Source organism: Marivirga tractuosa, from assembly GCF_042140215.1.
GTDB classification, from domain to species: domain Bacteria; phylum Bacteroidota; class Bacteroidia; order Cytophagales; family Cyclobacteriaceae; genus Marivirga; species Marivirga tractuosa_A.
The window spans coordinates 3,124,229-3,148,381 of record NZ_CP159478.1 but is presented as its reverse complement, the minus strand read 5'-3'; the positions used below and the strand labels follow the sequence as shown (position 1 = coordinate 3,148,381).

General features: G+C 35.3%; 16 protein-coding genes and 1 pseudogene. 4 read left to right on the top strand and 13 right to left on the bottom strand.

Going from position 1 to position 24,153, the window contains the following annotated elements; genetic code table 11:
* Positions 1-18: 18 nt before the first annotated feature.
* The 5 genes and pseudogenes from ABWH96_RS14200 to fahA all read right to left on the bottom strand — a co-directional run bounded on the left by ABWH96_RS14200 (position 19) and on the right by fahA (position 6,065).
* Positions 19-420 (bottom strand): hypothetical protein, encoded by a 402-nt coding sequence (locus tag ABWH96_RS14200; RefSeq protein ID WP_375578179.1) that lies wholly within the window; start codon positions 418-420, stop codon positions 19-21.
* 679 nt (positions 421-1,099) lie between these two features.
* Entirely contained in the window at positions 1,100-1,294 is a 195-nt protein-coding gene (locus ABWH96_RS14195) for a type II toxin-antitoxin system RelE/ParE family toxin (protein ID WP_375581488.1), read from the bottom strand.
* Positions 1,295-1,360: 66 nt separating this feature from the next.
* Positions 1,361-1,549 carry a hypothetical protein gene (locus ABWH96_RS14190; protein ID WP_375578178.1) on the bottom strand — a complete coding sequence of 63 codons (189 nt, stop codon included), beginning with the start codon at positions 1,547-1,549 and terminating at the stop codon, positions 1,361-1,363.
* A gap of 223 nt (positions 1,550-1,772) precedes the next feature.
* Positions 1,773-4,401, bottom strand: a pseudogene (locus ABWH96_RS14185) (valine--tRNA ligase).
* Between the two features lie 389 nt (positions 4,402-4,790).
* Positions 4,791-6,065, bottom strand: coding sequence for a fumarylacetoacetase (gene fahA, locus ABWH96_RS14180; RefSeq protein WP_375578177.1), 1,275 nt, complete (start codon positions 6,063-6,065; stop codon positions 4,791-4,793).
* 677 nt (positions 6,066-6,742) lie between these two features.
* Here fahA and ABWH96_RS14175 point away from each other — a divergent pair.
* Positions 6,743-11,989 carry a T9SS type A sorting domain-containing protein gene (locus ABWH96_RS14175; RefSeq protein WP_375578176.1) on the top strand — a complete coding sequence of 1,749 codons (5,247 nt, stop codon included), beginning with the start codon at positions 6,743-6,745 and terminating at the stop codon, positions 11,987-11,989.
* Between the two features lie 29 nt (positions 11,990-12,018).
* Complete coding sequence (locus ABWH96_RS14170; RefSeq protein WP_375578175.1) at positions 12,019-12,213, top strand: hypothetical protein; 195 nt, start codon at positions 12,019-12,021, stop codon at positions 12,211-12,213.
* Positions 12,214-12,559: 346 nt separating this feature from the next.
* On the opposite strand, the gene priA is transcribed toward ABWH96_RS14170, so the two are convergent.
* The 4 genes from priA to pfkA all read right to left on the bottom strand — a co-directional run bounded on the left by priA (position 12,560) and on the right by pfkA (position 19,158).
* On the bottom strand, positions 12,560-15,082 hold the full coding sequence (priA, locus tag ABWH96_RS14165; RefSeq protein WP_375578174.1) for a primosomal protein N': 2,523 nt from the start codon (positions 15,080-15,082) through the stop codon (positions 12,560-12,562).
* Positions 15,079-17,106, bottom strand: coding sequence for a thioredoxin domain-containing protein (locus ABWH96_RS14160; protein ID WP_375578173.1), 2,028 nt, complete (start codon positions 17,104-17,106; stop codon positions 15,079-15,081). Before ABWH96_RS14160 ends, priA begins: the two co-directional genes overlap by 4 nt.
* 14 nt (positions 17,107-17,120) lie before the next feature.
* Positions 17,121-18,080 carry a GSCFA domain-containing protein gene (locus ABWH96_RS14155; RefSeq protein ID WP_375578172.1) on the bottom strand — a complete coding sequence of 320 codons (960 nt, stop codon included), beginning with the start codon at positions 18,078-18,080 and terminating at the stop codon, positions 17,121-17,123.
* Between the two features lie 106 nt (positions 18,081-18,186).
* Entirely contained in the window at positions 18,187-19,158 is a 972-nt protein-coding gene (gene pfkA / locus ABWH96_RS14150; RefSeq protein WP_375578171.1) for a 6-phosphofructokinase, read from the bottom strand.
* A 179-nt stretch (positions 19,159-19,337) separates the two neighbouring features.
* On the opposite strand from pfkA, the gene ABWH96_RS14145 reads away from it, so the two are divergent.
* Positions 19,338-20,423, top strand: coding sequence for a DegT/DnrJ/EryC1/StrS family aminotransferase (locus ABWH96_RS14145; RefSeq protein WP_375578170.1), 1,086 nt, complete (start codon positions 19,338-19,340; stop codon positions 20,421-20,423).
* Here the strand turns inward: ABWH96_RS14145 and ABWH96_RS14140 are convergent.
* Together ABWH96_RS14140 and ABWH96_RS14135 are read right to left on the bottom strand one after the other, a co-directional pair.
* Positions 20,413-21,636, bottom strand: coding sequence for a lipopolysaccharide biosynthesis protein (locus ABWH96_RS14140; protein ID WP_375578169.1), 1,224 nt, complete (start codon positions 21,634-21,636; stop codon positions 20,413-20,415). The genes ABWH96_RS14145 and ABWH96_RS14140 overlap by 11 nt on opposite strands.
* 22 nt (positions 21,637-21,658) lie before the next feature.
* Positions 21,659-21,898 (bottom strand): hypothetical protein, encoded by a 240-nt coding sequence (locus tag ABWH96_RS14135; protein ID WP_375578168.1) that lies wholly within the window; start codon positions 21,896-21,898, stop codon positions 21,659-21,661.
* Between the two features lie 140 nt (positions 21,899-22,038).
* Between ABWH96_RS14135 and ABWH96_RS14130 the strand changes: the two genes are divergently transcribed.
* Positions 22,039-22,911: a hydroxymethylglutaryl-CoA lyase gene (locus ABWH96_RS14130; protein ID WP_375578167.1), complete on the top strand. Its 873-nt coding sequence runs from the start codon at positions 22,039-22,041 to the stop codon at positions 22,909-22,911.
* Positions 22,912-23,345: 434 nt separating this feature from the next.
* Here ABWH96_RS14130 and ABWH96_RS14125 read toward each other — a convergent pair whose 3' ends face one another.
* Together ABWH96_RS14125 and coaD are read right to left on the bottom strand one after the other, a co-directional pair.
* Positions 23,346-23,582 (bottom strand): hypothetical protein, encoded by a 237-nt coding sequence (locus ABWH96_RS14125; RefSeq protein ID WP_375578166.1) that lies wholly within the window; start codon positions 23,580-23,582, stop codon positions 23,346-23,348.
* A gap of 104 nt (positions 23,583-23,686) precedes the next feature.
* Positions 23,687-24,151 carry a pantetheine-phosphate adenylyltransferase gene (coaD, locus tag ABWH96_RS14120; protein WP_375578165.1) on the bottom strand — a complete coding sequence of 155 codons (465 nt, stop codon included), beginning with the start codon at positions 24,149-24,151 and terminating at the stop codon, positions 23,687-23,689.
* Between the last annotated feature and the right edge of the window lie 2 nt (positions 24,152-24,153).

Genomic DNA, 24,153 nt, shown 5'->3' with positions numbered 1-24,153 from the left:
AATAGATTAATCGATTTCTTAAGCAAATAGGGGAGGTCCTCTGTAAGTAAAGGAATTATTGAATTGAATTTGAATTGCACCAATGGTTCTTGGTGGAAAAAGTGATTGATTTTCTGTTGTTTGAGCTAAATTAGGTTTTAAAACATTAAAGATTAAATCCTGTGCTCTAACTTGTATTTTAGCTACTGCTTTTTTCTCTGCAATTACAGATTTACTTTTCTGAAAATTCTCAAGATGATTAGCACCTAAATTAAGGTGAAAACCGACTTTGAGTAAATCTATAGGAGATTTAACAGGCTCTTTTTGAAGAATTTCCTTCAAATTAAACCCATCAGTGCTGTGATGATGAGGCGCAAAGCTATGCAACAGTAAAATGCTTACTGACAAACTAATAAGCGCTATGCCGAAAATTCTTTTCATTTTGGCAAAGGTAAGAAGAAAAAGTGATTGTTAAAGTGATAAGTGTTACATCTGAAATTTGTAGAGAGGTGATAGTATTTTCCACTTGCGGGAACCTAGCAGACAAACTAGTTAAGTTAAGAAATAATACCTTGAAAAGCGGAAGATAAATTACGGATTAAGAATATGAAAGCTTAACATCTTTTCCAGTTAAATGTAACAATTTAACTGCTTACAATTTGTAATTAATATAGGCCCGAAGGGCTGAAATATCATAAGGTAGGGTGAAGCCCTACCTAAAAAAGCAAGATAAAAGAGCCCTGAAAGGGCGTAATATTTCGCCCTTTCAGGGCTCTAGAGCTCGCTTGTATTATCACAGGGCTACACCCTGTGTTATGATATGTCGTCCTTTCAGGACTAAAAGAAGAAAAATATAAGGTGCTTACTTAATCCGAAGAACATTAAATTAAAAAAAGAGGATCTTATAAAAAAGCTTAATTTATCGACATTACGCTAGCGGAAGTTTCTATATTAGAATAACATCCTATAGATCCTATCGCCAGCATCTTGCTGGTGATAATTACTTGGTGCCTCAGGCACGGAATACAACAGCTTGTTTTAGGAACAAAAGGGGCATTTTATTGCTAAAACCCGCCTGAGGCGGTAGTAGTTTCTACCAGCCAGAGGCAGGCGGAATTATTTATATCTTGTAAATATCTTTTCTATGTCCTACTGCAATGACTGTAATAGTTAAAATATTGTCATTAACTTCATAGATTATTCTATAATCACCTTTTCTGATCCTGAATGCATCTCTACCTTTTAATTTTATGTATCCTTGAGGTTTAGGGTTTTGGGCTAGAGAAAGAATGGCTTTTATAAGAAGATCTGAAATTTGATCAGGTAATTTGTTTAATTTTTTTTGAGCAGTTTTGGATATGATGATTTTATACTCATCCCTTTATTTTACTTTTCTAGATTTTAGAAAATCATCAAAAGAGATATACTCTTCCTTATTTGACTTGACTTTGTCATACAGCTTAATGTCTTCTAATTCTTCAAGCTCTTCCATTAATTTTTCATATTCAGCTATAGGAAGGATGATTGCTTGCTTTTGACCCTTATCATCTGTTATAAATTGAGTTTTCATAAATCTTTTTTTTATTCTAAAACAGTAATCAATATACAAAGATTTCATTTAATCAAAATATCTGCAACTATTGCCAGCATCTTGCTGGTGATCATTACTGGGTGCCTCTGGCACGGAATGCAACAGCTTGCTTTTAGGAACAAAAGAGGATGTTTCATAGCTAAAGTCCGCCTGAGGCGGCAGTAGTTTCCACTAGCCAGAGGCTAGCATACATCTTCAAATCTTAGCCCAAATTCTTCAAACTTTCCTCCAAAGTCTTAATCTTGGCTTCAGCATCGGCTTGCTTTTTCTTTTCCATCTCCACTACCTGAGCAGGAGCATTGTTTACGAAGCGCTCATTTTCCAATTTCTTTTTCACGCTTTGTAAAAAGCCTTTCGTATAATCCAATTCCTTCTGGATTTCCTCTTTCTCTTTTTCTACATCTATTGCACCCTCCATTGGAATGAAACATTCATCTGAACCTATGAAAAAGCTAACTGCTTGATCTATTTTATCATTGGTGAAAGCCAATTCATCTATATTAGCCAATTTATCAATCACGGAAATATATTCCTGATAAATCATTTCACTCTTGGTTTTCACATGCAATGTCAGGGCTTCTTTAGGCGAAATGCCTTTAGAAGCTCTGATATTTCTGATTTGGGAAACCAACTCAAAGGCTACTTTTGCATCATGTAAAATGGCTTTATCATAATCTTTCTCTATCGGCCAATGATTCACGATTACACAATCTTTCTCTTCTCTATCAGTAATTTGATGCCAAATTTCTTCTGTTAGGAATGGCATAAATGGATGTAGAATTGTCAATATATCTTCAAAGAATGTGATGGTAGCCTCATAAGTATCTTTGTCTATGGCTTCTCCATAAGGCGGCTTTACCAATTCTAGATAATAAGAACAGAAATCATCCCATATCAATTTGTAGGTAGCCATTAAAGCATCAGAGATCCTGAATTTGCTGAAATGGTCGTTGATTTCCCTCAAGGCATCTTGAAAACGAGCTTCAAACCAATCACGGGCTTTCATGGCTTCAATTGGAGTGTCCTTTTCTTTCACTTCCAGTCCTTCTACTAATCGATAAGCATTCCAGATTTTATTACCGAAATTCCAACCTTGCTCACAAAGTTTCTCTTCGAATAATAAATCATTTCCTGCAGCAGCTGAAAGCAATAAACCAACTCTCACTCCATCAGCACCATGCTTATCAATCAAGCCTAAAGCATCAGGAGAATTACCTAATTGCTTGGACATTTTTCTGCCTTTATCGTCACGAACGATTCCGGTCAAATATACATTCTTAAATGGAAGCTCTCCTTTGAATTCGTAACCGGCAATGATCATTCTAGCTACCCAGAAGAATAAAATATCTGGCCCAGTTACCAAATCATTGGTAGGATAGTAGTAATTAAAATCTTCATTGTCTGGGTCTTTAAAGCCATCAAAAACAGAAATTGGCCACAACCAAGAGCTAAACCAAGTGTCTAAAACATCTTCATCCTGATTTAAATCGTCCGCTTTTAAGTTATGGTCACCGGTTTTTTCTTTAGCCAAAGCCAATGCTTCCTCGGCATTTTGAGCCACCACAAAATCACCATTGGGCATGAAATAAGCAGGAATTCTTTGTCCCCACCATAGCTGACGGGAAATACACCAATCCCTTACATTTTCCATCCAATGTTTGTAGGTGTTTTTGAATTTAGGTGGAATCAGCTTGATATTGTCGTTCATGACGTTTTCATAAGCTGGCTTTACCAATTCTTCCATTCTCACAAACCACTGAGTTGAAAGCTTTGGCTCAATCACTGCATTAGTCCTTTCAGAGTGACCAACATTATTTGTGTAGTCTTCTTCTTTTTCTAATTGGTCTTTTTCCTTTAAGAGCTTAGCAATCTTCTTTCTAGCAACAAATCTATCCTCTCCAACTAGAATCTGCGCTTTATCATTCAGTTTACCATTATCATCAATGATATCAATTACTTCCAGGTTATGACGCAAACCAATTTCATGGTCATTAATGTCATGGGCAGGAGTTACTTTTAAGCAACCTGTTCCAAATTCCATGTCCACATAATCATCTTCAATAATCGGAATGGCTTTATCGATTAATGGAATAATAGCTTTTTTGCCTTTCAAATGCTGGAAACGCTCATCATTAGGATTAATACAAATTGCTGCATCCGCCATGATAGTTTCTGGTCTGGTCGTAGCAATTATTAAATGATCATCACTGCCTTCAATTTGATATCGGATGTGATACATTTTACCTTGAACTTCTTTGAAATTAACCTCATCATCAGCCAAAGCGGTTTGTCCTTCAGGGTCCCAGTTAACCATGCGAGTTCCTCTGTAGATATATCCTTTTTTATATAAATCCACAAAAACCTCAATCACAGCTGCAGACATATCTTCTTCCATGGTGAAGCGTTCTCTGTCCCAATCGCAAGAAGCTCCTAGTTTTTTAAGCTGCTGCAAAATGATGCCACCATATTTCTCTTTCCATTCCCAGGCATGCTTCATGAACTCATCACGGCTGATTTCATTTTTATTGATGCCTTTTTCCTTTAGCATGTTCACCACTTTGGCTTCCGTAGCAATAGAGGCACTGGTCCATACCTGGAACCCAGCAAGCTTCTTTTCCTTGCATTCTGGCTCTTCGGATTAGTACATCCTGAATGGTATTATTCATCATATGTCCCATGTGCAAGACACCCGTTACATTGGGAGGAGGGATTACGATGGTATAAGGCTCCTTTTTTGGATCAGGCTTAGAAGCAAAGAACTTCTGTTCCATCCAGTGTTTGTACCATTTATCTTCAATATCCGAAGGATTATATTTTGTTGCCAGTGACATATATGTGATTAAAATTTATTCAAAATGATATTTGCTCGCAAAATTAAGTAATTCAAGGCTTTTTATGGTAGCAAAAAGAAATAAAAAAGCTGAAACTAACCGCAAAAAGGAAATGGGTTTCAGCTAAATCTGAAGATTACTAACCACAGAGGCACAAAGAAACACAAAGATACTCAGCTAAAGCTGAAGATTATTAACCACAAAGCCACTGAGTAACAAAGTTTAAACAAAGAATAATTAATGTTAGAATTCCAAGATTATGATTTATTTAAAGTCAACTTAAGTTTTTACTTTGTGTTGTCTTGCCTTTGTAGTTAAATCAAAAGCCTTAGGCTTTACTTTGTTTTCTTAGTGTAAGTCTCAGTGCAACTTTGTGGTTAAACTGGCTGTTATTTAGTTGGTAGAAGCTCAGTTATCACCTCACCGAAGCCAATTCTAACCCCATCTTTTTCACCATGACCACGCATAATGACCGTATCATGGTCATTGATAAATTTTCTTTCAGTTCCATCCGGCATTTGGATAGGTTTTGTTCCTTTCCAACTTAATTCCAACATGGAGCCATAAGCAGAAGGATCATTTCCACTGATAGTACCTGAAGCATATACATCTCCTGTATTTATGTTGCAACCGTTGACTGTATGATGTGCTAATTGCTGTACTACATTCCAATACATATACTTGAAATTGGAATTGGTCACGACTTTTTCTTCTGAATCTTTTGGTTGGATTCCCACTTGCAAATCAATATCAAAATGATAATCTCCTGCAAATTTCAAATAGGGCAATACTTCTGGTTCTTGCTTAGGGCCAGGAATTCTGAAAGGTTCTAATGCTTCAAAAGTTACTATCCAAGGCGACATAGAAGAACCAAAATTCTTAGCTAAAAATGGGCCTAATGGCACATATTCCCATTTTTGAATATCTCTTGCAGACCAATCATTAAATAGTGTAAATCCAAAAATATGCTTTTCGGCTTCTTTGGTTGGTATGGCGTCTCCTAAAGTATTGCCACCACAGGTTATAAAGGCCATTTCCAATTCAAAATCCACCAATTTAGCGGGTCCAAAATCTGGATTTTTGGCATCAGGCGCAATGGTTTGTCCTTTTGGACGATGCAAGGGTGTTCCTGATATTACAATAGAAGAAGCCCTTCCGTGATAACCTACGGGAATATGTTTCCAATTAGGCAATAAGGCATTATCAGGATCACGGAACATGGTGCCCACATTTGTAGCATGTGATTCAGAAGAATAGAAATCAGTATAGTCGCCTACACGGATAGGCAAATGCATAGTAGCTTCCGATTGAGGAATTAAAGCATGTTTTCTTAATTGATCATTACCCTGAAGCTCCTGATTGTCATGCTGTAGAAGTTCAGAAATTCTTTCTCGAACAGGAACGGTAACTTCCTTTCCCAACTCCATGAAATCATTTAAAACGGGTCTATCAAAAATTCTTTCAGGCAGCTCTATTTCCTTAAACAATTGAGCAGATTGTATTTCAGTTAAATCCAAAATATAATCACCTATGGCCACTCCGGCTCTTGGTGATTTTCCTTGGGTTGAAAAAATCCCGTAAGGAAGATTTTGAATGGGGAAGTCTGAATCTTTTGCTACTTCTACCCAGCTTTTGAGTGCTGGATTGTTGGCTTTATAAGTCATGTTGTATTGCTGTTTTTAGTCTAAAAAATTTAGGAAATGCTAATATCTTAATTTTTATCCAAAGAGGAAAAGGTTGAGCTGGATGATGTGTGATGGATGTTGGATGGGTAGCACAAACTTAGGTCAGTACCGCAGGTCAGACCGGTTTTATTATAGAAGAGGATAGTAGGAAGAAGGATGAACTGTTTTCTTAAAGCACGCAGAAATGTCAGGACCGAAGATCGGACATTTTTAGATACATGGCTGTGATTTGAGGAAACAGCCAGGATAGTTTGCTTTTAAACCGTGGCCGGTCTGACTATCGTATGACCTCCGCTGTATAGTTAGGTGAGCAGACCCAGGTCCGATGAGAGGTGATTTTGTAAAAGTGTCCAATTCAATATGTTTGCTTTTTTGTATTGGCAACTGTATATGAACTGTACAATCAGCACATAAGCACACCAAATAATTAATTCATCATTAACCCTGAACCATTCCAACTCTTTCTAAGTTTCCAACGTCTTCTGATAGATTTACAGGTGGGTAGTACCAGTTTTTCAGTATTTTTCGATAAAATGTAAGATTTTGTAGTTGGTTACTTACCTATTGTGTAAATATGTTTGTATTTTTGTTAATTAAACTAAATGAAACTGGTGAATAGGGGCTATTCTAAATCAGTTGATTTTAAAATATTTGATATGAAAAGATTTTTACTTTCGATATTATTTTTTGTTGGGGTTGTTAGTGCAGGGTTTGGGCAGAGTGTTGGTGATTTTCAAACTAGGCAGTCGGGGAACTGGAATGATTCGGATACTTGGGAAGAATGGACTGGAAGTAGTTGGGATAATACTTCCAATATTCCTTCAAGTTCCTCTGGTCAAATCACTATTCTTGCCTTTGATGAAGTAACGATTCAGCTAGGAAATGCTATCACAGCCGATCAACTTTTAGTGCAAGGAGATGGTTATTTATTTATTGAAGGAACTTTGACTGTGGCTCAAGGAGCAGATAATGATTTGCAAATTGAAACAGGAGATCCATTCTTCGGAGGTAGTGATGGTTACGTAGTCGTTAATTCAAACGGTCGCATAAATAATAATGGTGAAATATCTAGCCCTACATCAAACAATTTAACTTTCAATGATAACGCAGTTTACGATCACCGAATTAATGGTGGTGCTATTCCAACGGCAATGTGGAATATTGGTAGTACTTGCTTAATAACTGGTTCATCTACTGTGGTTTCTAATTTAAATCAGTCATTTTATAATTTTGAATGGAATAATCCATCACAGGGGGGGGGGACGCTGGTTTTTAATGGAGCTTTAAATGATGTAAATGGCAACTTGATTTTTAGAAATACCAATGGCAAATTAATTGCTTTAGGGGAAAATGCCGCAACATCTAATTCTTGCACTGTAGATGGTGATTTCGAAATATTAAATTCATCTTCGGTTGCTTTGTCATTTTCCGATAACTTCATAATGGAAGTTTTAGGTAATGTAAATATTAATTCTTCAGCAGCATTTTTTATAACTGCTGTGGGTACAGGTGTTTTTAATGTTAATGGTAATTTTACAAAGAGCAATTCAGGAAATGTGAATTTTAACCTGCCAAATAATATCAGCGGTAATGGCACTCTAAATATTTTAAATGATTTTACCGCGTCAGCTGGAACCTTTACAAAAAATTCTTCAGCAATTGGAAGGATAGATTTCAGAGGCGGGATTTTGCAGAATTATGCTAATACAGGAAGTTCATTTACTAATGGGATTAATTTCAGGATATCCAATAGTACCTCATTAGATGTGGCAAACTATGCTCTAACAGGTTCAGGCACTTTTGAAATCGGTGCCGGTTCTACTTTAATTACAGCCAATGCAGATGGTATTACTACAGGTACGACAACAGGTGCAATTAGAGTTTCTGGCACTAGAACCTATAATAATGGAGCTACTATAGAATATAGTGGAACAACAGCTCAATCTTTAGGAAATGGCTTCCCTGCATCTGGTGTAAACTTAACTATCAATAATACTGGTGGAGGAGTTAATATGAGTTCTGATGTTATTATAGAGTCTGGTAGAACATTAGCACTTACAGAGGGGACTTTAAATATTGGTGATGGAAACCATTTAACTTTAAATGGTGATGTTTCGACCACTAATGGCGGGCTTTCGGGTGGCTCATTATCAGATTTAACTATTGGTGGAAGTGGTGCTTTTGGTACTTTGGGCTTTGTAGGAACTCAAGAATTAAGAGATTTTACCATTAATAGAACCTCTTCTGGCACAGTAACGCTAGGTGGAGATTTATTAATCAATGGTACATTTGATCAAACTGCAGGTAATCTTATCTTAAATGGTAATACTTTTACATTAAGTGGTCCATATGCTAGGACAGCCGGAAGCTTAGTTTCTGATGCAGCCGCTTCTTTGATAATAAATGGTACAGGAGCATTGCCAAGTCCAGCTTCTTTCTCTGGCGATATTAATACAATTACCCTAAATCGTGCTTCATCAACATTCGATGTTGGGGGCTCAGGGTTTACTGCTAGTAATATAAATTTGTTTTCCGGGGAATTAACGGGATCTGCTATTAGCATTGCCGATGGAGGTAATGTTGAAAGGCAATCTAGTGGTGTTTTGACAAATGAATTAACGGCTAATGGCACTTACAACCTATTATATAATAATGATGTAACTATTAATTCAGGAGCAGAACTTTCTACTGATCCAACAGCAATTGCCAATCTACAAAAGGATGGGACTGGCAATATAGATATTCAGACTGATTTTACGGTAAATGGTACTCTTACTTTTACAAATGGTATTTTTAATGCCGGAACCAATACCATTTCTTTAAATGGTGATTTGGTTTCAAATGCTGGCTCTACTTTAGCTGATGCCACCATCACATTTGATGGAACCACTAATTTATCGGGTTCGAATACGCCAACTTTTGGTGATATTACGGTCAATGGAACATTCAATCCAGCAACAAGTTTAAATGTAAACGGAGATATTACCAATAATGGTACTTTAAATAGTAGTGCAGGTACTTTGACTATTAATGCGACTTCTCAATTAGGTGGTACTAATCCTGTTACAGTTAACAATTTAACAATTGGTGGTAGTGGTGCTGTTACAGCCAATTCATCTCAGGCTTTAACAATTAATGGCGATATAGATAATTCAGGAAGCTTTAATGCAAACGGAGGAACAGTAATTTTTGGAGGGACTACGTCTATCTCAGGTACTGTTCCTACTTTTGCTAATATTCAGGTTGATGGGACTTTCAATGCTCCCGCAACGCTTAATATTTCAGGCGGATTAACTAATAATGGTACTTTCAATGATAATGATGGTATCATTAATATGAATGGAACAGGAATTCGTTCTATTGCTGGAACAAGTCCATTTAGTGTTTATACTTTAAATTTAACAGGAGGCACTATAAATAACACGAACACGGGTGGTATTACCATTGAAAATGGAATAAATGTAGGTGCTAGTACAACTTTTGATTTAGATGGTGCAGGATCTGGTATTATGACACTTCGATCCATAGAAGGTCAAGATGCTTTCATAGGTGAAATCCCAAGTGGTTCTTCGATTTCGGGTAACATCAATGTTCAAAGAGCAATTTACACCGTAGGAGGTGATAGTAGAGGTTATCATATACTGGGCTTTCCAGTGGATGGATTAACAGTATCAGAAATCCAAGATGAGTTATCAGTTACAGGTCCTTTTTCAGGAGCTAGCCCTTGTCCAACTAGTGACTGTACTTATTCAATTTATAGTTTTGATGAAACAGCTGCCGGTAATGGTGTATTCAATGACGGATATACAGGTTTCCCTACTTCTGGTGTTTCTCAAGGTTTCGCAGAAGGCGAAGGTTATTATATTTTCACTTATGCTGGTGAAACTCCTGTAAGCCTTGAAGGGAATGGTACTATTTTTTCAGGAGATTTTAGCACTACACTTTCTAGAACCGGAACTTCTGATGGATCTGGATGGCATATGGTTTCCAACCCTTATCCTGCCACCACTGATTGGTCTCAATGGGGTAATAGTAATGTTTTCGGCTCTACTGCATATTTATGGAATCCTAATACTGAAGGATATGAGGTTTATGATGGAGGTACTCAACAACTAATTCCACAAGGACAAGGTTTTTTCGTAAGAGCAATAAGTGACGGTGTGACTTTAACTGCAACTGAAGCTTCTAAGGTGGAAGGAAGTTCGCCTACATACTTAAGACAAGCTCCACAAGAGAGATTTGAGATCATCCTAAAAACTCCAGATTATGATGACAAAACAATAGTATCTTTTAATGAAAATGCTACTGATAATTTTGAGCCCCAATATGATGCACCAAGATTATTAAATACTTATGAAACACTTTCTACTTTTACAGCGGATAATGATACTGTGAAAGTAAACAGACTAGCCTCCTCAGAGATGGATTCAAACTGTGGAAGATCCGTAAGATTGAATTTAGAGCAAATGGTTGCAGAGGTAGATTATGCCATTGATTTCAATGGTATTAATACAGTCTCCTCTCAGGAAATAATTTTACTTGATCATTACTTAAATACTGAAACGATTGTTACAGAAAATCTAGTATATGATTTTCAAGTTACAGATGAACCCACATCTACAGGGAGCAATAGATTTGAATTAGTATTATCTAAAAATGGTCCTTCTCAAATAGAAGTAAAAACTACAGATGTTTGTCCAGAACAAAATGGGTTAATGAGACTTCAGAACACAGATTTGTATGCTAATTATATTATCTATCAGAATAATGAAGTTATTGCAACTGCTGAAGGCAATGGAGTGGAGTTAGAGGTTGAAATTCTAAATAAGTTCTTAAGTAAGGAAATTAACAGTTTTGATGTTAAAGCATTTGTTGGTGGTTGCGATACAGTAACTGTGGGTAATGCTCAGATTCAAGTAATTGAAACGCTTACTTATGATAATGAAGTAAGTGGATCATCTGTTTGTAAAATAGCTGATCAGGCGCCTTTTAGTGTATCAACACAAGTGGGGGTGACTTATCATATATTAGACAATCAAGATACTATCCAGTCATTCGAAGGAAATGGAAGTTTATATGAAGGCTTTTTAGCAACTCAAAATTTTATAGATGGATCAAATGAATTTGTTATAGCAGCACAAAAGGACGATTGTGAAAGTGGTACGCTCAATCAAGCTTTAACTTTTGATTTTTATATGGATGCCATAATTGATGAGGTAGGTAATCATAGCATTTGTTTAAATGAAACGACATCTATAGAACTATCTGCTAATGTTGAAATGAGTAGTTATCAATTGTATATAGGGGATGAATTAATTTCTGATGAATCAGCTTCATCTTTAAATCTTTCACCAAAAGAGACAACGACTTATACCTTAACAGGTGTTCCTGAAAATGGGTGTGAGGTAAATAAAATTAACTTTACAGTAGAAGTAAATGATTTGGCAAAGCCAGGTATCTTAGTTTCAGCTAATATATTAGAAAGTTCTGTGGAAGGTGATACTTTCCAGTGGTATTTAGATGGTGAGATATTAGAAAATGAAACTGGAAAGATTTTAGTAGCAAAACAATCGGGTGATTATACTGTTGGGGTGACGAAAGCGAATTGTAGTAAAGTTAGTGATAGCTTTAGGTTTAATGAGGAAGTCTTAAGTGCTAATAATGCCTTAAATAATGCACTAAATATATACCCTAATCCTGTAGAGGATAATATGTTTATTGAATTAAATGATATAAATTCGGCAAATGTTACTATTTTTACAATTTCAGGTAAGTTTATAGATAGTTTTGAAATAAATTCATCTCAATCTGAAGTTGAAATGAGTAAATATTCTAAAGGAACTTACTTAATTAAATTTGAATCTGGAAAAGGAAGTGTAACAAAAAGATTTATAAAGCAATAAAAAATGCTTTAGAAGAATAGGGGATAAACATGAAGAATATATTGAAATTATTAACCTTAACTATATTATTAGCAATGTGGGTAGGTGTCTTGCGAGCTCAACCAGGCCCACCTCCGCCACCACCAGATAATCCTGTGCCGATTACTGGGATTGAGTATTTAATTGCTGCAGGAGCAGCTTTTGGAGCAAAAAAAATTTATGATAAAAAGAAAAAAATTAACTAATAGTCATAAACACTATTCATTGTTAAATTATTTCTAAAAACCTTTTCTGAAGTTTTAAAGCTTTGGAAAAGGTTTTTTGTTTTTAATTATATTCAAATGTCAATATATTGTCTATTCTATACATTAGTACAATACCGAAATTGAAATTAAGTGATTCGCTTAGTCTAAATTCTAAAGTCCAATTTCACTCAAAGGATAACAATAATTCGATTTAAATTCTCCAAATGGATGAAGATTATCTCAGTTAATACATAGTTATTTTTTAAAATCTTATTGCGGTGATGATGCCAAAAGCAATTGATGATTTTTACCCAGTAAGCAACATACTGGCAAGCAATAAACTTATTTATTGAGGATCCACATCAAAAACAACCCTTAACTTCCTGAACTGACTGTTCTCCTGCAATTTATTAACTGATGATTTGATTTGACTTTTGGTGCTTTCCAGTGGATAACCCTTTTCTAATTTTATCCAAAGCTCCATATGATATATATTGCGGATTTTGGCAATCATAGGCTCATGTGGGGCTAATACTCTTTGATTTCCCATCTGAGATACCAATGATTCATGCAATAATCTGGCTCCATTTCTTACCGAATCTGCTTGAGCACCTTTTAGGACAATCTTGATTAATCTGCAAAATGGAGGATAAAAAAACGATTGTCTTTCTTTAAGTTGTAGTTCATAAAAGCCTTCATAATCATATTTGAGAAGGTAGTTAAATAGAGGATGGTTTTCCTGAAAACTCTGTATCCATACTTTGCCTTTTTTATGGCTTCTGCCAGCTCTTCCACTAACCTGAAGCATCATCTGAAATGCACGTTCATGTGCTCGGAAATCAGGGTAATACATCATTCTATCGGCATCTACGATTCCTACTAGACTGACGTTCTCAAAATCCAAGCCTTTAGTCACCATCTGAGTACCTATCAATATTTGGGTTTCACCACTTTCAAAGGATTCTATTATCTGTTGATAAGAATATTTCTTTCTGGTTGTGTCCCTATCCATTCGTTGGATTTTCACATCAGGGAAATGGAGTTTTAAATCATCCTCTATTTTCTCTGTCCCAAATCCTTTCATCACCAATGCTGTTGATTCACAACTCAAACATGCACTTGGACTTTTTTGCCTATAGCCACAGTAATGGCATTTTAACTCATGCTGATGCATGTGGTAGGTCAAGCTAACCGAACAGTTTTCACACTCTGAAATCCAACCACAAGTCTCGCATTGTAGGTAAGGGGCATAACCTCTTCTATTCTGGAAAATAATGGCTTGATTGCCTTTATTCATTTCCGATTCTAGCGCTGCTAGCAAACTGTGACTGAAATCATCTTTCACCAACTTTTTAGCTTTTTGCCTGCGCATATCAACCACTTCAATTTCTGGCATAGTGCCTTCTCCATATCTTTCCGTAAGAACTGAAAGACCGTATTTACCAGTTTTGGCATTATGGTAACTTTCGTAAGATGGAGTTGCAGAGCCTAAAATTAATTTTGCTTTATGGATATTAGCTAAAACTACAGCCGTATCTCTGGCATTGTAGCGCGGGGCAGGATCATATTGCTTATAACTGCTTTCATGTTCTTCATCCACCACTATGAGTGAAAGATTATTAAAGGGCAGTAAAATGGAAGAGCGTACCCCTATGACAAAATTGATAGTTCCTTCTGCTACTCCTTGCCAAACTTCCACTCTTTCCGCATCGGAAAATTTAGAATGGTATATGCCTACTTGATCACCAAATATTTTGCGTACTCGCTGAATCATTTGTGTGGTGATGGCAATTTCAGGTAATAGAAATAGTGCTTGAGAACCACTGTCAATTACTTCCCGAATGAGGGAAAGATAAATTTCTGTTTTTCCACTTCCTGTAACACCATGCAAAAGGGCTACATCTTTTTTTGCAAAAATTGTATTGATATCATCCCTACAGGCTTCCTGAGCAGGACTTAAAGTGATTTCATGATCAAGATTTTCCTGTCTGTTGAGGTAGTCTAAGCGAGAGGTAATGACTTCATATTCCTCAAAGATTTTATTTTTTATTAATGTATTGATAGAAGAGGTGGAAAATTGCTCTTCTTTAAAAATACTTTTGGCAACGCCTATTTCATTTTTGCTGATATCATTAAAAACAGGCACCTCCTGCAAATATTTTAGAAGCACATCCAACTGCTTGGGTTTTTTATCAAGCTGTTGCATTAACTCATTCAATTGCGCTTTGTCCAGCCAATCTTTCTGTAATCTAAGTCTCTTTTCTGTTTTGGGTTTGTAGCGCTCTTGTACTTGCTCAATGAGCATAATCACTTGCTTCTTGAGTAATTCTTTTATTAAAATACTGCTCTGTTTGGCATTTGTAATTTCAGCAAATTGCTCATAGGAGAGGAGTCCTTCCTTTTTCAGTAGGTTTATAACTACTTCTTCAATTTGGCTAAAAATATAAGGTGATTGCTCTATTTGAAAAGCAGGATTTAATTGGATTTTTGATTCGCTACTTAATTTCAAACCTGAAGGAAGTCCTACATTAAGTACTTCCCCTTCAGTAGCCATATAATATTGAGCCATCCATTCAAATAGCTGGAATTGTTGCCTGCTTACAACTGGATATTCATCAAGCAATTCCAATAAATACTTGGCTTCATAATCATTTGGTGCCTCTTGATGAATTGCACTAATAACACCCGTGATAATTTTCTTTTTACCAAAAGGAACAATGGCTCGAATCCCTACTTGAATATTCTCCTCATATTTTTGAGGAACACGATAGGTGAAAGTTTTTGGAATAGGTACTGGTAATAAAACCTGCACAAAATAGGTTTTCCTCAAACTTTCTTCCTCAATCGTATTCAAGCTGAGTTGGCTCATTTCTGTAGCTGGGCTAAAGCATCTTCAACTGTGTAGACTGGCTGTTGGCAAGCATTATTCTCACAAACGTAAATAGTGGTTTTGGTATTAATGATTTCCTTTCCTTTCCATACCAATTGTTTGTCACTTTCTTCTGGAATTGCCATAATGAAAGTATTGGGCAGATAGTGGCTCCATAACTCCTTTTGAAGTTCTTTGGCTTTTTTTCCAACAATCACAATATCGTAGCTTCGATAAGCTTTTAATGCATAAGCTGAAGCATAATTCGCTAGAAACTTAGGCTCTCGGGCTAATAAATGCTGAATTTGCTTCAACATCTGTTCTGATATTTCAGTAAAACTGGAATTTCCTTTTAGAATCCCCAGCCAATGCAGGTTTTCAATCATCACTGAATTGGAAGAAGGAATTACATTGTCAAATATTTCTTTTTTCCTTGCTATAAGCTCTTCACTGGATTTATCAGTATAGAAAAAGAGTTTTTCTTTATCGTCATAGAAATTTTGAATAGTGTAATTCGCCAAAGTTTCTGCGAAATCTAACACATTTGAGTCAGCAGTAATCTCAAATAATGTTAATGAGGCTTGAATTGTAAGAGCATAATCCTCTAAATAGGCTTTAATTTTAGCTTGATCATTTTTAAAACTTCGGAATAAATGATTTCCGTCCCAAACAAATTCACTCAAGAAAACAAAATTATCTTGGGCTATAGCTTTGTACTTTTCATCCTGATGTGCTTTATAGGCATCACAGATTCCTTTCATTTGCAAAGCATTCCAACCGGTAAGGATTTTATCATCCATAGCAGGTCTCACTCGCTCTTCCCTGGCTTGCAATAGCTGATCTTTAGCAGAATCAAATTGTCCTTCATATTTATCAGGATCTAGCTTTTCTGCCTTACAAAAATCTTCAATGGAGCTATGACGAAATAAAATATTACTACCATTCTCCCAATTTCCTTTTTCGCTAGCATTATAGAATTTTAAAACAGGGGCTGAATCCTCTCCTAAGATCTTTTTTAATTCCGAATATGTCCAGGTGTAAAATTTCCCTTCTTCACCTTCTGAATCAGCATCTAAAGCAGAGTAGAATCTACAGTAGGAATCCATAATTTCCCTTACGCTAAATCTTATGCTATCCTCAAATATCTCTTTGAAATAAGGGTTTTTAGTAAATCTAAAGGCATCAGCATAAAGACTTATCAATTGTCCATTGTCGTAGAGCATTTTTTCAAAGTGAGGGGCAAACCATTCCGCATCTACAGAATAGCGGGCAAATCCTCCGCCAACTTGATCATAGATTCCACCATCAGCCATAGAGGTTAAGGTAAATTCTAATGCTTTTTTAGCCTCAGGGTTTTGAGAGTGAAAAGCATATTTCAATAGAAATTTCCAAATAACAGGCATCGGAAATTTAGGAGCTCCCAAAGTTCCTCCATTATCCCAATCGATAAATGAACTCAGTTTTTGATAGGCTTCAGATAATATTCGTGGTTCAAATTTTTCTGCTTCCAGAGCACCTAAATTTAGTTTTTCTCCATCCGGTGCGTTCAGTGCTTGAGCAAACTTATCAGCTGATTCATCTAGTTGGCTTCTGCTACTCTGAAAAGCCATTGCAACCTTGTCTAGAATTTCTAACCATTTATTCTTTGGGAAATAAGTGCCACCATAAAATGGCTTCTGATTAGGCATTAAGAATATATTCAATGGCCAGCCTCCGTTCAACCCCATGTTTTGAATGGCATCCATATAAATTTGATCGATATCAGGTCTTTCCTCACGGTCTAACTTGATGCAAACATAATTCTCATTCATCACCTTTGCTACTTCCTCATCTTCAAAGCTTTCATGTTCCATCACATGACACCAATGGCAAGCAGCATAGCCTATGCTTAATAAAATAGGTTTGTCCTCTTTCTTGGCTTGATTTAATGCTTCTTCTCCCCAAGCCTGCCAATCAACTGGATTATGAGCATGTTGTAATAAATAAGGACTACTTTCACGAATGAGTTTATTGGCTTTTGGCATTTTCTAATTCTTTTTCAACATGTTTCATTTCCTCTTCTACATTGCCCATTACCGAAAAATCGGTTTAGTTTTTTCTGTAAAGCTTCTAAAAACTGGACATGTTCTTCTGAGCCTGGATTCATCACTCTATGGTTTAAATCATTTTTAATCGATTGCCATTTATCGCAATAGGCAAAAAGTGGCTCTGAGAAGAATGTCTCCCTAAAACGTTGCCAAATGAAATTTCTTGCCATATTATTGGGATGAATCATGTCCTCTGCATAAAAACGATAATCTCTCAAATCATCCATCATTAATTCAAATGCAGGGAAATAATATGTTTTCTCGATGGCTTTTTTAATTTTATTAGTGGCTAATCTCAAAATAGACTTACTGAGCATATTTTCTGGAATACCATCTTTTATATGCCTTACAGGACTAACAGTCAAAATTATTCTGAGATGCGGATTTCTTTCTTTCAGAAATTGTAAAGTATCGCAAACCTCTTTTACCACATCATCTAACTCCAATAATTCTTTTTCGAAATTTTGAGAAGGTAGTTTATGGCAGTTCGCTATAATTTGTTGGGTTTTTTCATAACGATAGACCCAAGCGGTGCCAAAAGTTAAAATCAAAACTTTAGAGCTTTCTAAGTATTCTTTTAGTTTGGAAGTGGCTTCCCTTATCCCATCTTTTAACTCAATCAGATTTTTTTTGCCAAAAATTGAATGCGCATCTAAATGATTATAAATATCCCTGTTTTCAATGATATGTTCTTCATTAAGGTCTTCTTCATTTAATGCCGCCTTAATCAGTCTCATTTGAGAAATTGGATTGTAAATAATTCCAAAAGGATTACTTAAAATATCCATTTTCATTTCTTCAAACCGACTTCCAATATGATCTGCGAAGCAACTACCAATGGAAGTGATCCTATCATGTGGATGGATTTTTTCTTCGGTTGGTTTTATTTCAATTGTAGTTTTTAATTCCATTATCCCCTGTTATATGGATTCTATAATAAGATACCTTTTAAGCTTTTAAGGTCTAATTAAAATAATTTATTTGATAGTATTTTAATCAAACTCATTTCAAAATTAATTAGACGCTCAACACTTTTACCATGTGAATTAATTCCTGATTTAAGGGTTTGTTTTTGGTGATGCTATCTTCAAAAGAAGTATAAACAAGCTTATCATTAATTATACCTGCCATTACATTCTTTTCACCTTTCATTAAACCCTCCAAGGCTCCCAATCCTAATCTGCTGGCAAGAATTCTATCTTGTGCACTAGGTGATCCGCCACGCTGAATATGTCCTAGAATAGAAACTTTAATATCTTTCTGACTGATTTCTTTTTTCACCTTTTCTGCAATCTCCATGGCATTGCCTTCCTCGTCTCCCTCAGCTACCACTACAATAGATGAAGTCTTATGACGTGCCCAACCTTCCTGTAAAGTACTGATGACTTCCTTGATGCTGGTAGAGGTCTCTGGTACCATTACTAATTCAGCGCCCCCGCCAATACCAGATCGGATGGCTATGTAGCCAGAATCTCTTCCCATTACTTCTATGAAGAATAATCGATTATGTGAATCAGCGGTATCGCGTATTTTATCGATTGCACCTAAAGCGGTATTTACTGCAGTATCAAAACCTATAGTATAATCTGTGCCGTATAAATCATTATCAATAGTACCTGGAGCTCCCACTGTTGGGATTCCATATTCATCATAAAAAATCTTCGCTCCAGTGAAAGTACCATCTCCACCAATAGTGATCAATCCTTCAATTCCCAATTTTTGAAGCTCATCAAAAGCTTTTTTTCTACCTTCTTTGGTTTTAAATTCTTCACTTCTGGCAGATTTCAGGATAGTACCCCCTTTTTGAATAATATTACTAACAGAGTGTGAATTCATTTTAATAATATCCCCCTCTATCATCCCGTCATAACCTCTATATATTCCGTAAATTTCTACACCATGATATACTGCACCTCTGACAGCTGCCCTAAGACATGCATTCATACCAGGGGCATCACCACCAGAGGTCATTATTGCTACTTTCTTCATTTATGACTTATTTTTAAGTAAAAATTTCAATCTTTGAAGTATTAATGATATAAATTCAATTTAATAAATTTTATTGCTCAATCCCTTCAAAAACAAATTTAAAGTTGGAAAAGCGATGCTGTTAATGCAAATAAAAATCATTATATATTTGTAGAACACTCACAATATTAAACTACGATATGAAAATTGAATCAGTTCCTTTTTTAAGACTAGCACCTATTCGGCAAGAAGTTAAAACTGCTATAACTGATGTCTACGAAAAAGGTGTTTTTATGAACGGATCATATTGGGATAGATTCAAATTCGAATTTTCAAAATACCTTAATCTCAATCATATTGTACCTACTGCTAATTGCACAGATGCTTTGGAAATAATATTGAGGAGTCTTGAAATCAGTAATAATGATGAAGTGATTACCAGTGCATTTAGCTGGTTTTCTGATGCTTCTGTTATCAAGTTGGTGGGTGCAAAATTAGTGTTTTGTGATATTGATATAAATGATTTTGGGTTATCTGTATCGGAATTTGAAAGTAGAATTACATCTAACACCAAAGCATTAATTCTACCTCACTTATTTGGATTGGTTCATCCTGAAATTGAAAAGATTACTTCTGTCTGCGTCAAGCATGATATTGTACTGATAGAAGATTGTGCACAAGCTCATGGGGCATCTTTAAATGGAAAACTGGCTGGGACATTTGGAGACGTTACAGTCTTCAGTTTTTATCCTACTAAAAATTTAGCCGCTTTGGGTGATGCAGGAGCTATTGCAACAAATGATGAAAAACTGGCTAAAAAGTGCCTTCTGTGGGCTAATCATGGTCAACAAACTCGTAATAAACATCTACAATTAGGAAGAAATAGCAGAATGGATGAAATTCAAGCAGCTATTTTATGTGCTAATCTCCCTTTCCTTTCTTTTGATAATGACAAAAGACAAAAGTTAACCGCTATTTATTACAATAATTTGGCTGATACCGATTGTATTCTACCCCATAAAAAAGATGGTCATGTTTACCATCAGTTTGTAATAAGAACTGATAGGAGAGAGGAACTTCAGAAGTTTCTATTAGAAAAAGGTATTGAAACTGATATTCATTATCCAACTGCACTTTCAGATATGGAAGTGTTTGAAACAAAAGAAAATTTCTACAATGCTACCAAAGCTTCCAAAACAGTTTTATCACTTCCTATTCACCCTAATCACTCAGAAGAAGAAATAGAATATGTTGCTAAAAACATTATAACCTTTTTTAAAGGTTAAACTTATCTCTAATCGGCTGGATTATTTTAGTGATTTCTTTTGAAGGTTTAAAAAACAGCATTAATAAGCCGAAAATTATAACCGTGAGCATTGATAAATAAGCTCCATTTATAATTGGGTTAGAGAATTGAGGTACAATAGTTAATATGAAAAAGCATAATGCCGATAGAAACAGAGTACTCAATGTGTGAATTGAAAAAGGTTGAAATTGTAATTTGTAGTAGATGTAAATCATCTTAATTAGGTTGAACAAAAACAAAGAAACAAAAGTAGCCAAAGCAGCTCCTACTAGTCCGTACACGGGAATCATCAACATATTAAGAACAACAGTTAGGGTCGCTAAAATCAATACAAAATATATATTGCTTTTATAGTGTTTAGATGATATGATAATTTCAGAATTCACGCCAAATGCCATATCCAATAATTTGCTCAACCCTATAATTATAACTACCCATTTCCCACTAGAATATTCATCTCCCTTGGGCATTATGGCGTAAATGTTATCTAAGTTGATGACAACTAAAATGAATACAAAACTTCCTAAGATCATTTGGTTGATACTACTTTGTTTATATATTTTTTTGATTTCATCAAGCCTTTCATTTTCAAAGGCATTTGCGATTATGGCATCAGACATTTGAGATATACTTCGTTTAGGGATTTCAATCACTGTTCCCATAAAAAATGCAATAACATAAATTGCATTTATCCCTGTTCCTAAATAGCCTGTTACCATTAATTGATCAACGCGTAATACAATTACAGAACCTACGGCACCCGCCATTATAAAAACCATATACTTCATCATTTCTTTGATGAAAGGCTTTTCGAGTTGGAAAATTGAAAAGTTGAATTTCATTTTTCCTTTAAACATTAAGATCACGATTAATAATAATAAACTTATTGCATAAGTTGCTACAGTATATCTCAAGAACCATTCAAAAGAAATGAAGTTTAAAAAATAAAATAGTGCCAATAAACCACTTAAGAACTTGAGTAAAAATTCCCTCATGAAAGTTGGGATAACTACATTGAGTTGCGTTTTATAATAAGCCTCAAATATGGATATATAAACCAAAACTGCTGCCAAAATGATGATTAACCAGTATTGATCAATAAGTTCAGGTGCATTTTTTTCAAAAAAACCAAAAACCCACTGATCAAAGAATTGAAAAAGACCAATAAATAAAGCAATGGTGAAGAAGGCCATTATCAGAATAAAAGTGAAAAACCTACCTGATGAATTCGGCAGCTTTATTAAATCGTGGGAAATATCTTAGAGTGCTTCTAGCAAGTCCTACTTGAGCAAATGGAGATAATATTACCGCCATAGAAATCATTGCTTTGGTGAGGCCTAATTCTTCTTTGCTCAAGAATTCAGGGAAAAGAAATATCATATTCACAGCCCCTATAGCAACTCCAATGTAGTTGATAATAGAGGCATAAGCACTTTGTTTGATGATAACTCCCACTGATATTATTTAAGACTAAGCTGAAATTTAATAAGATGCATTTAATAAACTGCTATTATACTTATGATTTATCTTTAATGGAAATTCAATCCAAAGAAATATTTCTTTCAGCTAAAGTTCCTATTGCTTAGTTTTGGATTATGGAAACAAAAAATCAAAACGTTAAGCTAATAGAATGCCCACGGGATGCCATGCAAGGTTTACATGATTTTATCCCTACTGAACAAAAAATAAATTATATAAACCAATTACTGAAAGTAGGTTTTGATACTATTGATGCAGGAAGTTTTGTTTCGCCCAAAGCTATTCCGCAAATGCGAGACAGCGCTGAAGTTTTTGATAAAATTGACTGGCAAAAATCTAGTTCAAAATTATTAGCCATAATAGCAAATCAAAGAGGGGCTTCAGATGCAGTGAAGTTCGAGCAGATTTCTTATTTGGGATATCCTCTATCTTTGTCTGAAACATTTCAGCAACGCAATACCAAGCGTTCTATTTCCACGGCATTGGAAGATTTATCTGAAATTCAAGGGCTCACGGTTGCACATGGAAAAACTTTGGTGGTTTACCTTTCTATGGGATTTGGGAATCCATATGGGGATCCATACGATGCAGGATTTGTTCAGGAATTTGTAGAGAAATTAAATAAAATTGATGTAAAGGTAATTTCACTTTCCGATACTATAGGGGTCTCTAATCCAGAAAATATTTCATGGATTTTTGAGCAGTTGATTCCTGAATATTCGCATATAGAGTTTGGAGCTCATCTACACAGTAACCCTGCTACAATTTGGGAGAAAGTAGAAGCAGCTTATAAAGCTGGTTGTAGAAGATTTGATGGAGCTATAAAGGGGTTTGGTGGTTGTCCCATGGCTGAGGATGATTTGGTAGGAAATATGGTAACTGAGGATATGGTGGCTTATTTCAACCAAAATAATATTGAATTAGGGATTGATCAAGAAGCTTTTGCAGAAGCTCAAAGAATGGCGTTGGATGTATTTCCTGCTAAGTAAGCTGAATTTTCGCGCTCCAATTTTTAGGTGTTTTCACCTAAAAGTGATGTGATCTTTATGACAGTAGTACGGAAAACTGTGGTGAAAACACCCCAGCTGGGAGAAAAGAAGTTATAACCTGAATTCGATTATTAATTTAGGATTCAGACCGTTTGTAAATAGTGAGATTCAACTAAAAATTTTGAAGCAATAGCGGGCTATTGTAAGAAATTTTTAGGAAGAAAATCGCTGTTTACAAGCGGAATTAGAAAAACTTTCCCATAAAATCCAATATACTGTGTTGTCTTTCTTCGATATAGCTCGCTATATCTTCAAAAAGACGCCCTGTCTATTGAATTTTATGAAAATCTGAATTTCCAAATTAATAATCGAACTCAGGTTAATAAATAGCTCAATAAAAATGGGTGGTAATTTAATTTACACACCCATTTGTTTTAATAATCGTCTAAATCTTTTCTAAGATCGTCATCATCAAAATCGAAATCACCATCTCCTTCATCCTCATCTTCTAAGTTATCATCGATTTTAAATCGCCAAGTGTCCTCGTCCTCGTCATCGTTTAATTTGATGTCGTCTGAGTCGTCATCAAAAAAATCATCTTCGAGCTCATCGTAGTCCTTGTCATCGTATTCGTCAAACTGAGCGAAATCTGATGCTTCATTAAGTGCCATTTTATTATATGATTTTATATGGCGAAATCTAACGTATTTTTAAATAAGTTGTATGAAATTAGTATGAAATAATTTTTAAGTTTTTTTGCGGTGTTGGAAGTGGTCTAATTTTCAATCTTATAAGGGAGGAATTCATCGACATTTCCACGGAATTTGTGAACTTCACGGATGATGGTGGAGCTTACAGCAGCATATTCAGGAGATGTGATAAGAAAAACAGATTCAAGGCCTTCATTTAAATATTTATTGACTTGTGCAATACTATTTTCATATTCAAAATCTGTAGTATTTCTTAATCCTCTTAATAAAAAACCTGCTCCCAGGTCTTTAGCTAAATTGGAGGTTAATTTATTATAAACAATAATGGATACTTGAGGGTCATTTTTAAAGGTTTCCTCTAATTTATTAACCATCAAATCAATATCAAAATATCGGTTTTGCTTTTTGGAATTATAGCCAATCGCTATCACAATTTCATCAAAAATCTTAAGACCCCTTTGTACTATATCGTAATGACCTTTTGTGAAAGGATCAAATGATCCTGGAAAAATCGCAATTCTTTTAGGCATAA

Bases quoted from the DNA above. Each gene is read 5' to 3' on its own strand.
- ABWH96_RS14200 (WP_375578179.1), bottom strand. From the start codon at position 420: ATGAAAAGAATTTTCGGCATAGCGCTTATTAGTTTGTCAGTAAGCATT.
- ABWH96_RS14190 (WP_375578178.1), bottom strand. From the start codon at position 1,549: ATGAAAACTCAATTTATAACAGATGATAAGGGTCAAAAGCAAGCAATC.
- fahA (WP_375578177.1), bottom strand. From the start codon at position 6,065: ATGACTTATAAAGCCAACAATCCAGCACTCAAAAGCTGGGTAGAAGTA.
- ABWH96_RS14175 (WP_375578176.1), top strand. From the start codon at position 6,743: ATGAAAAGATTTTTACTTTCGATATTATTTTTTGTTGGGGTTGTTAGT.
- ABWH96_RS14170 (WP_375578175.1), top strand. From the start codon at position 12,019: ATGAAGAATATATTGAAATTATTAACCTTAACTATATTATTAGCAATG.
- priA (WP_375578174.1), bottom strand. From the start codon at position 15,082: ATGAGCCAACTCAGCTTGAATACGATTGAGGAAGAAAGTTTGAGGAAA.
- ABWH96_RS14160 (WP_375578173.1), bottom strand. From the start codon at position 17,106: ATGCCAAAAGCCAATAAACTCATTCGTGAAAGTAGTCCTTATTTATTA.
- ABWH96_RS14155 (WP_375578172.1), bottom strand. From the start codon at position 18,080: ATGGAATTAAAAACTACAATTGAAATAAAACCAACCGAAGAAAAAATC.
- pfkA (WP_375578171.1), bottom strand. From the start codon at position 19,158: ATGAAGAAAGTAGCAATAATGACCTCTGGTGGTGATGCCCCTGGTATG.
- ABWH96_RS14145 (WP_375578170.1), top strand. From the start codon at position 19,338: ATGAAAATTGAATCAGTTCCTTTTTTAAGACTAGCACCTATTCGGCAA.
- ABWH96_RS14140 (WP_375578169.1), bottom strand. From the start codon at position 21,636: ATGGCCTTCTTCACCATTGCTTTATTTATTGGTCTTTTTCAATTCTTT.
- ABWH96_RS14130 (WP_375578167.1), top strand. From the start codon at position 22,039: ATGGAAACAAAAAATCAAAACGTTAAGCTAATAGAATGCCCACGGGAT.
- ABWH96_RS14125 (WP_375578166.1), bottom strand. From the start codon at position 23,582: ATGGCACTTAATGAAGCATCAGATTTCGCTCAGTTTGACGAATACGAT.
- coaD (WP_375578165.1), bottom strand. From the start codon at position 24,151: ATGCCTAAAAGAATTGCGATTTTTCCAGGATCATTTGATCCTTTCACA.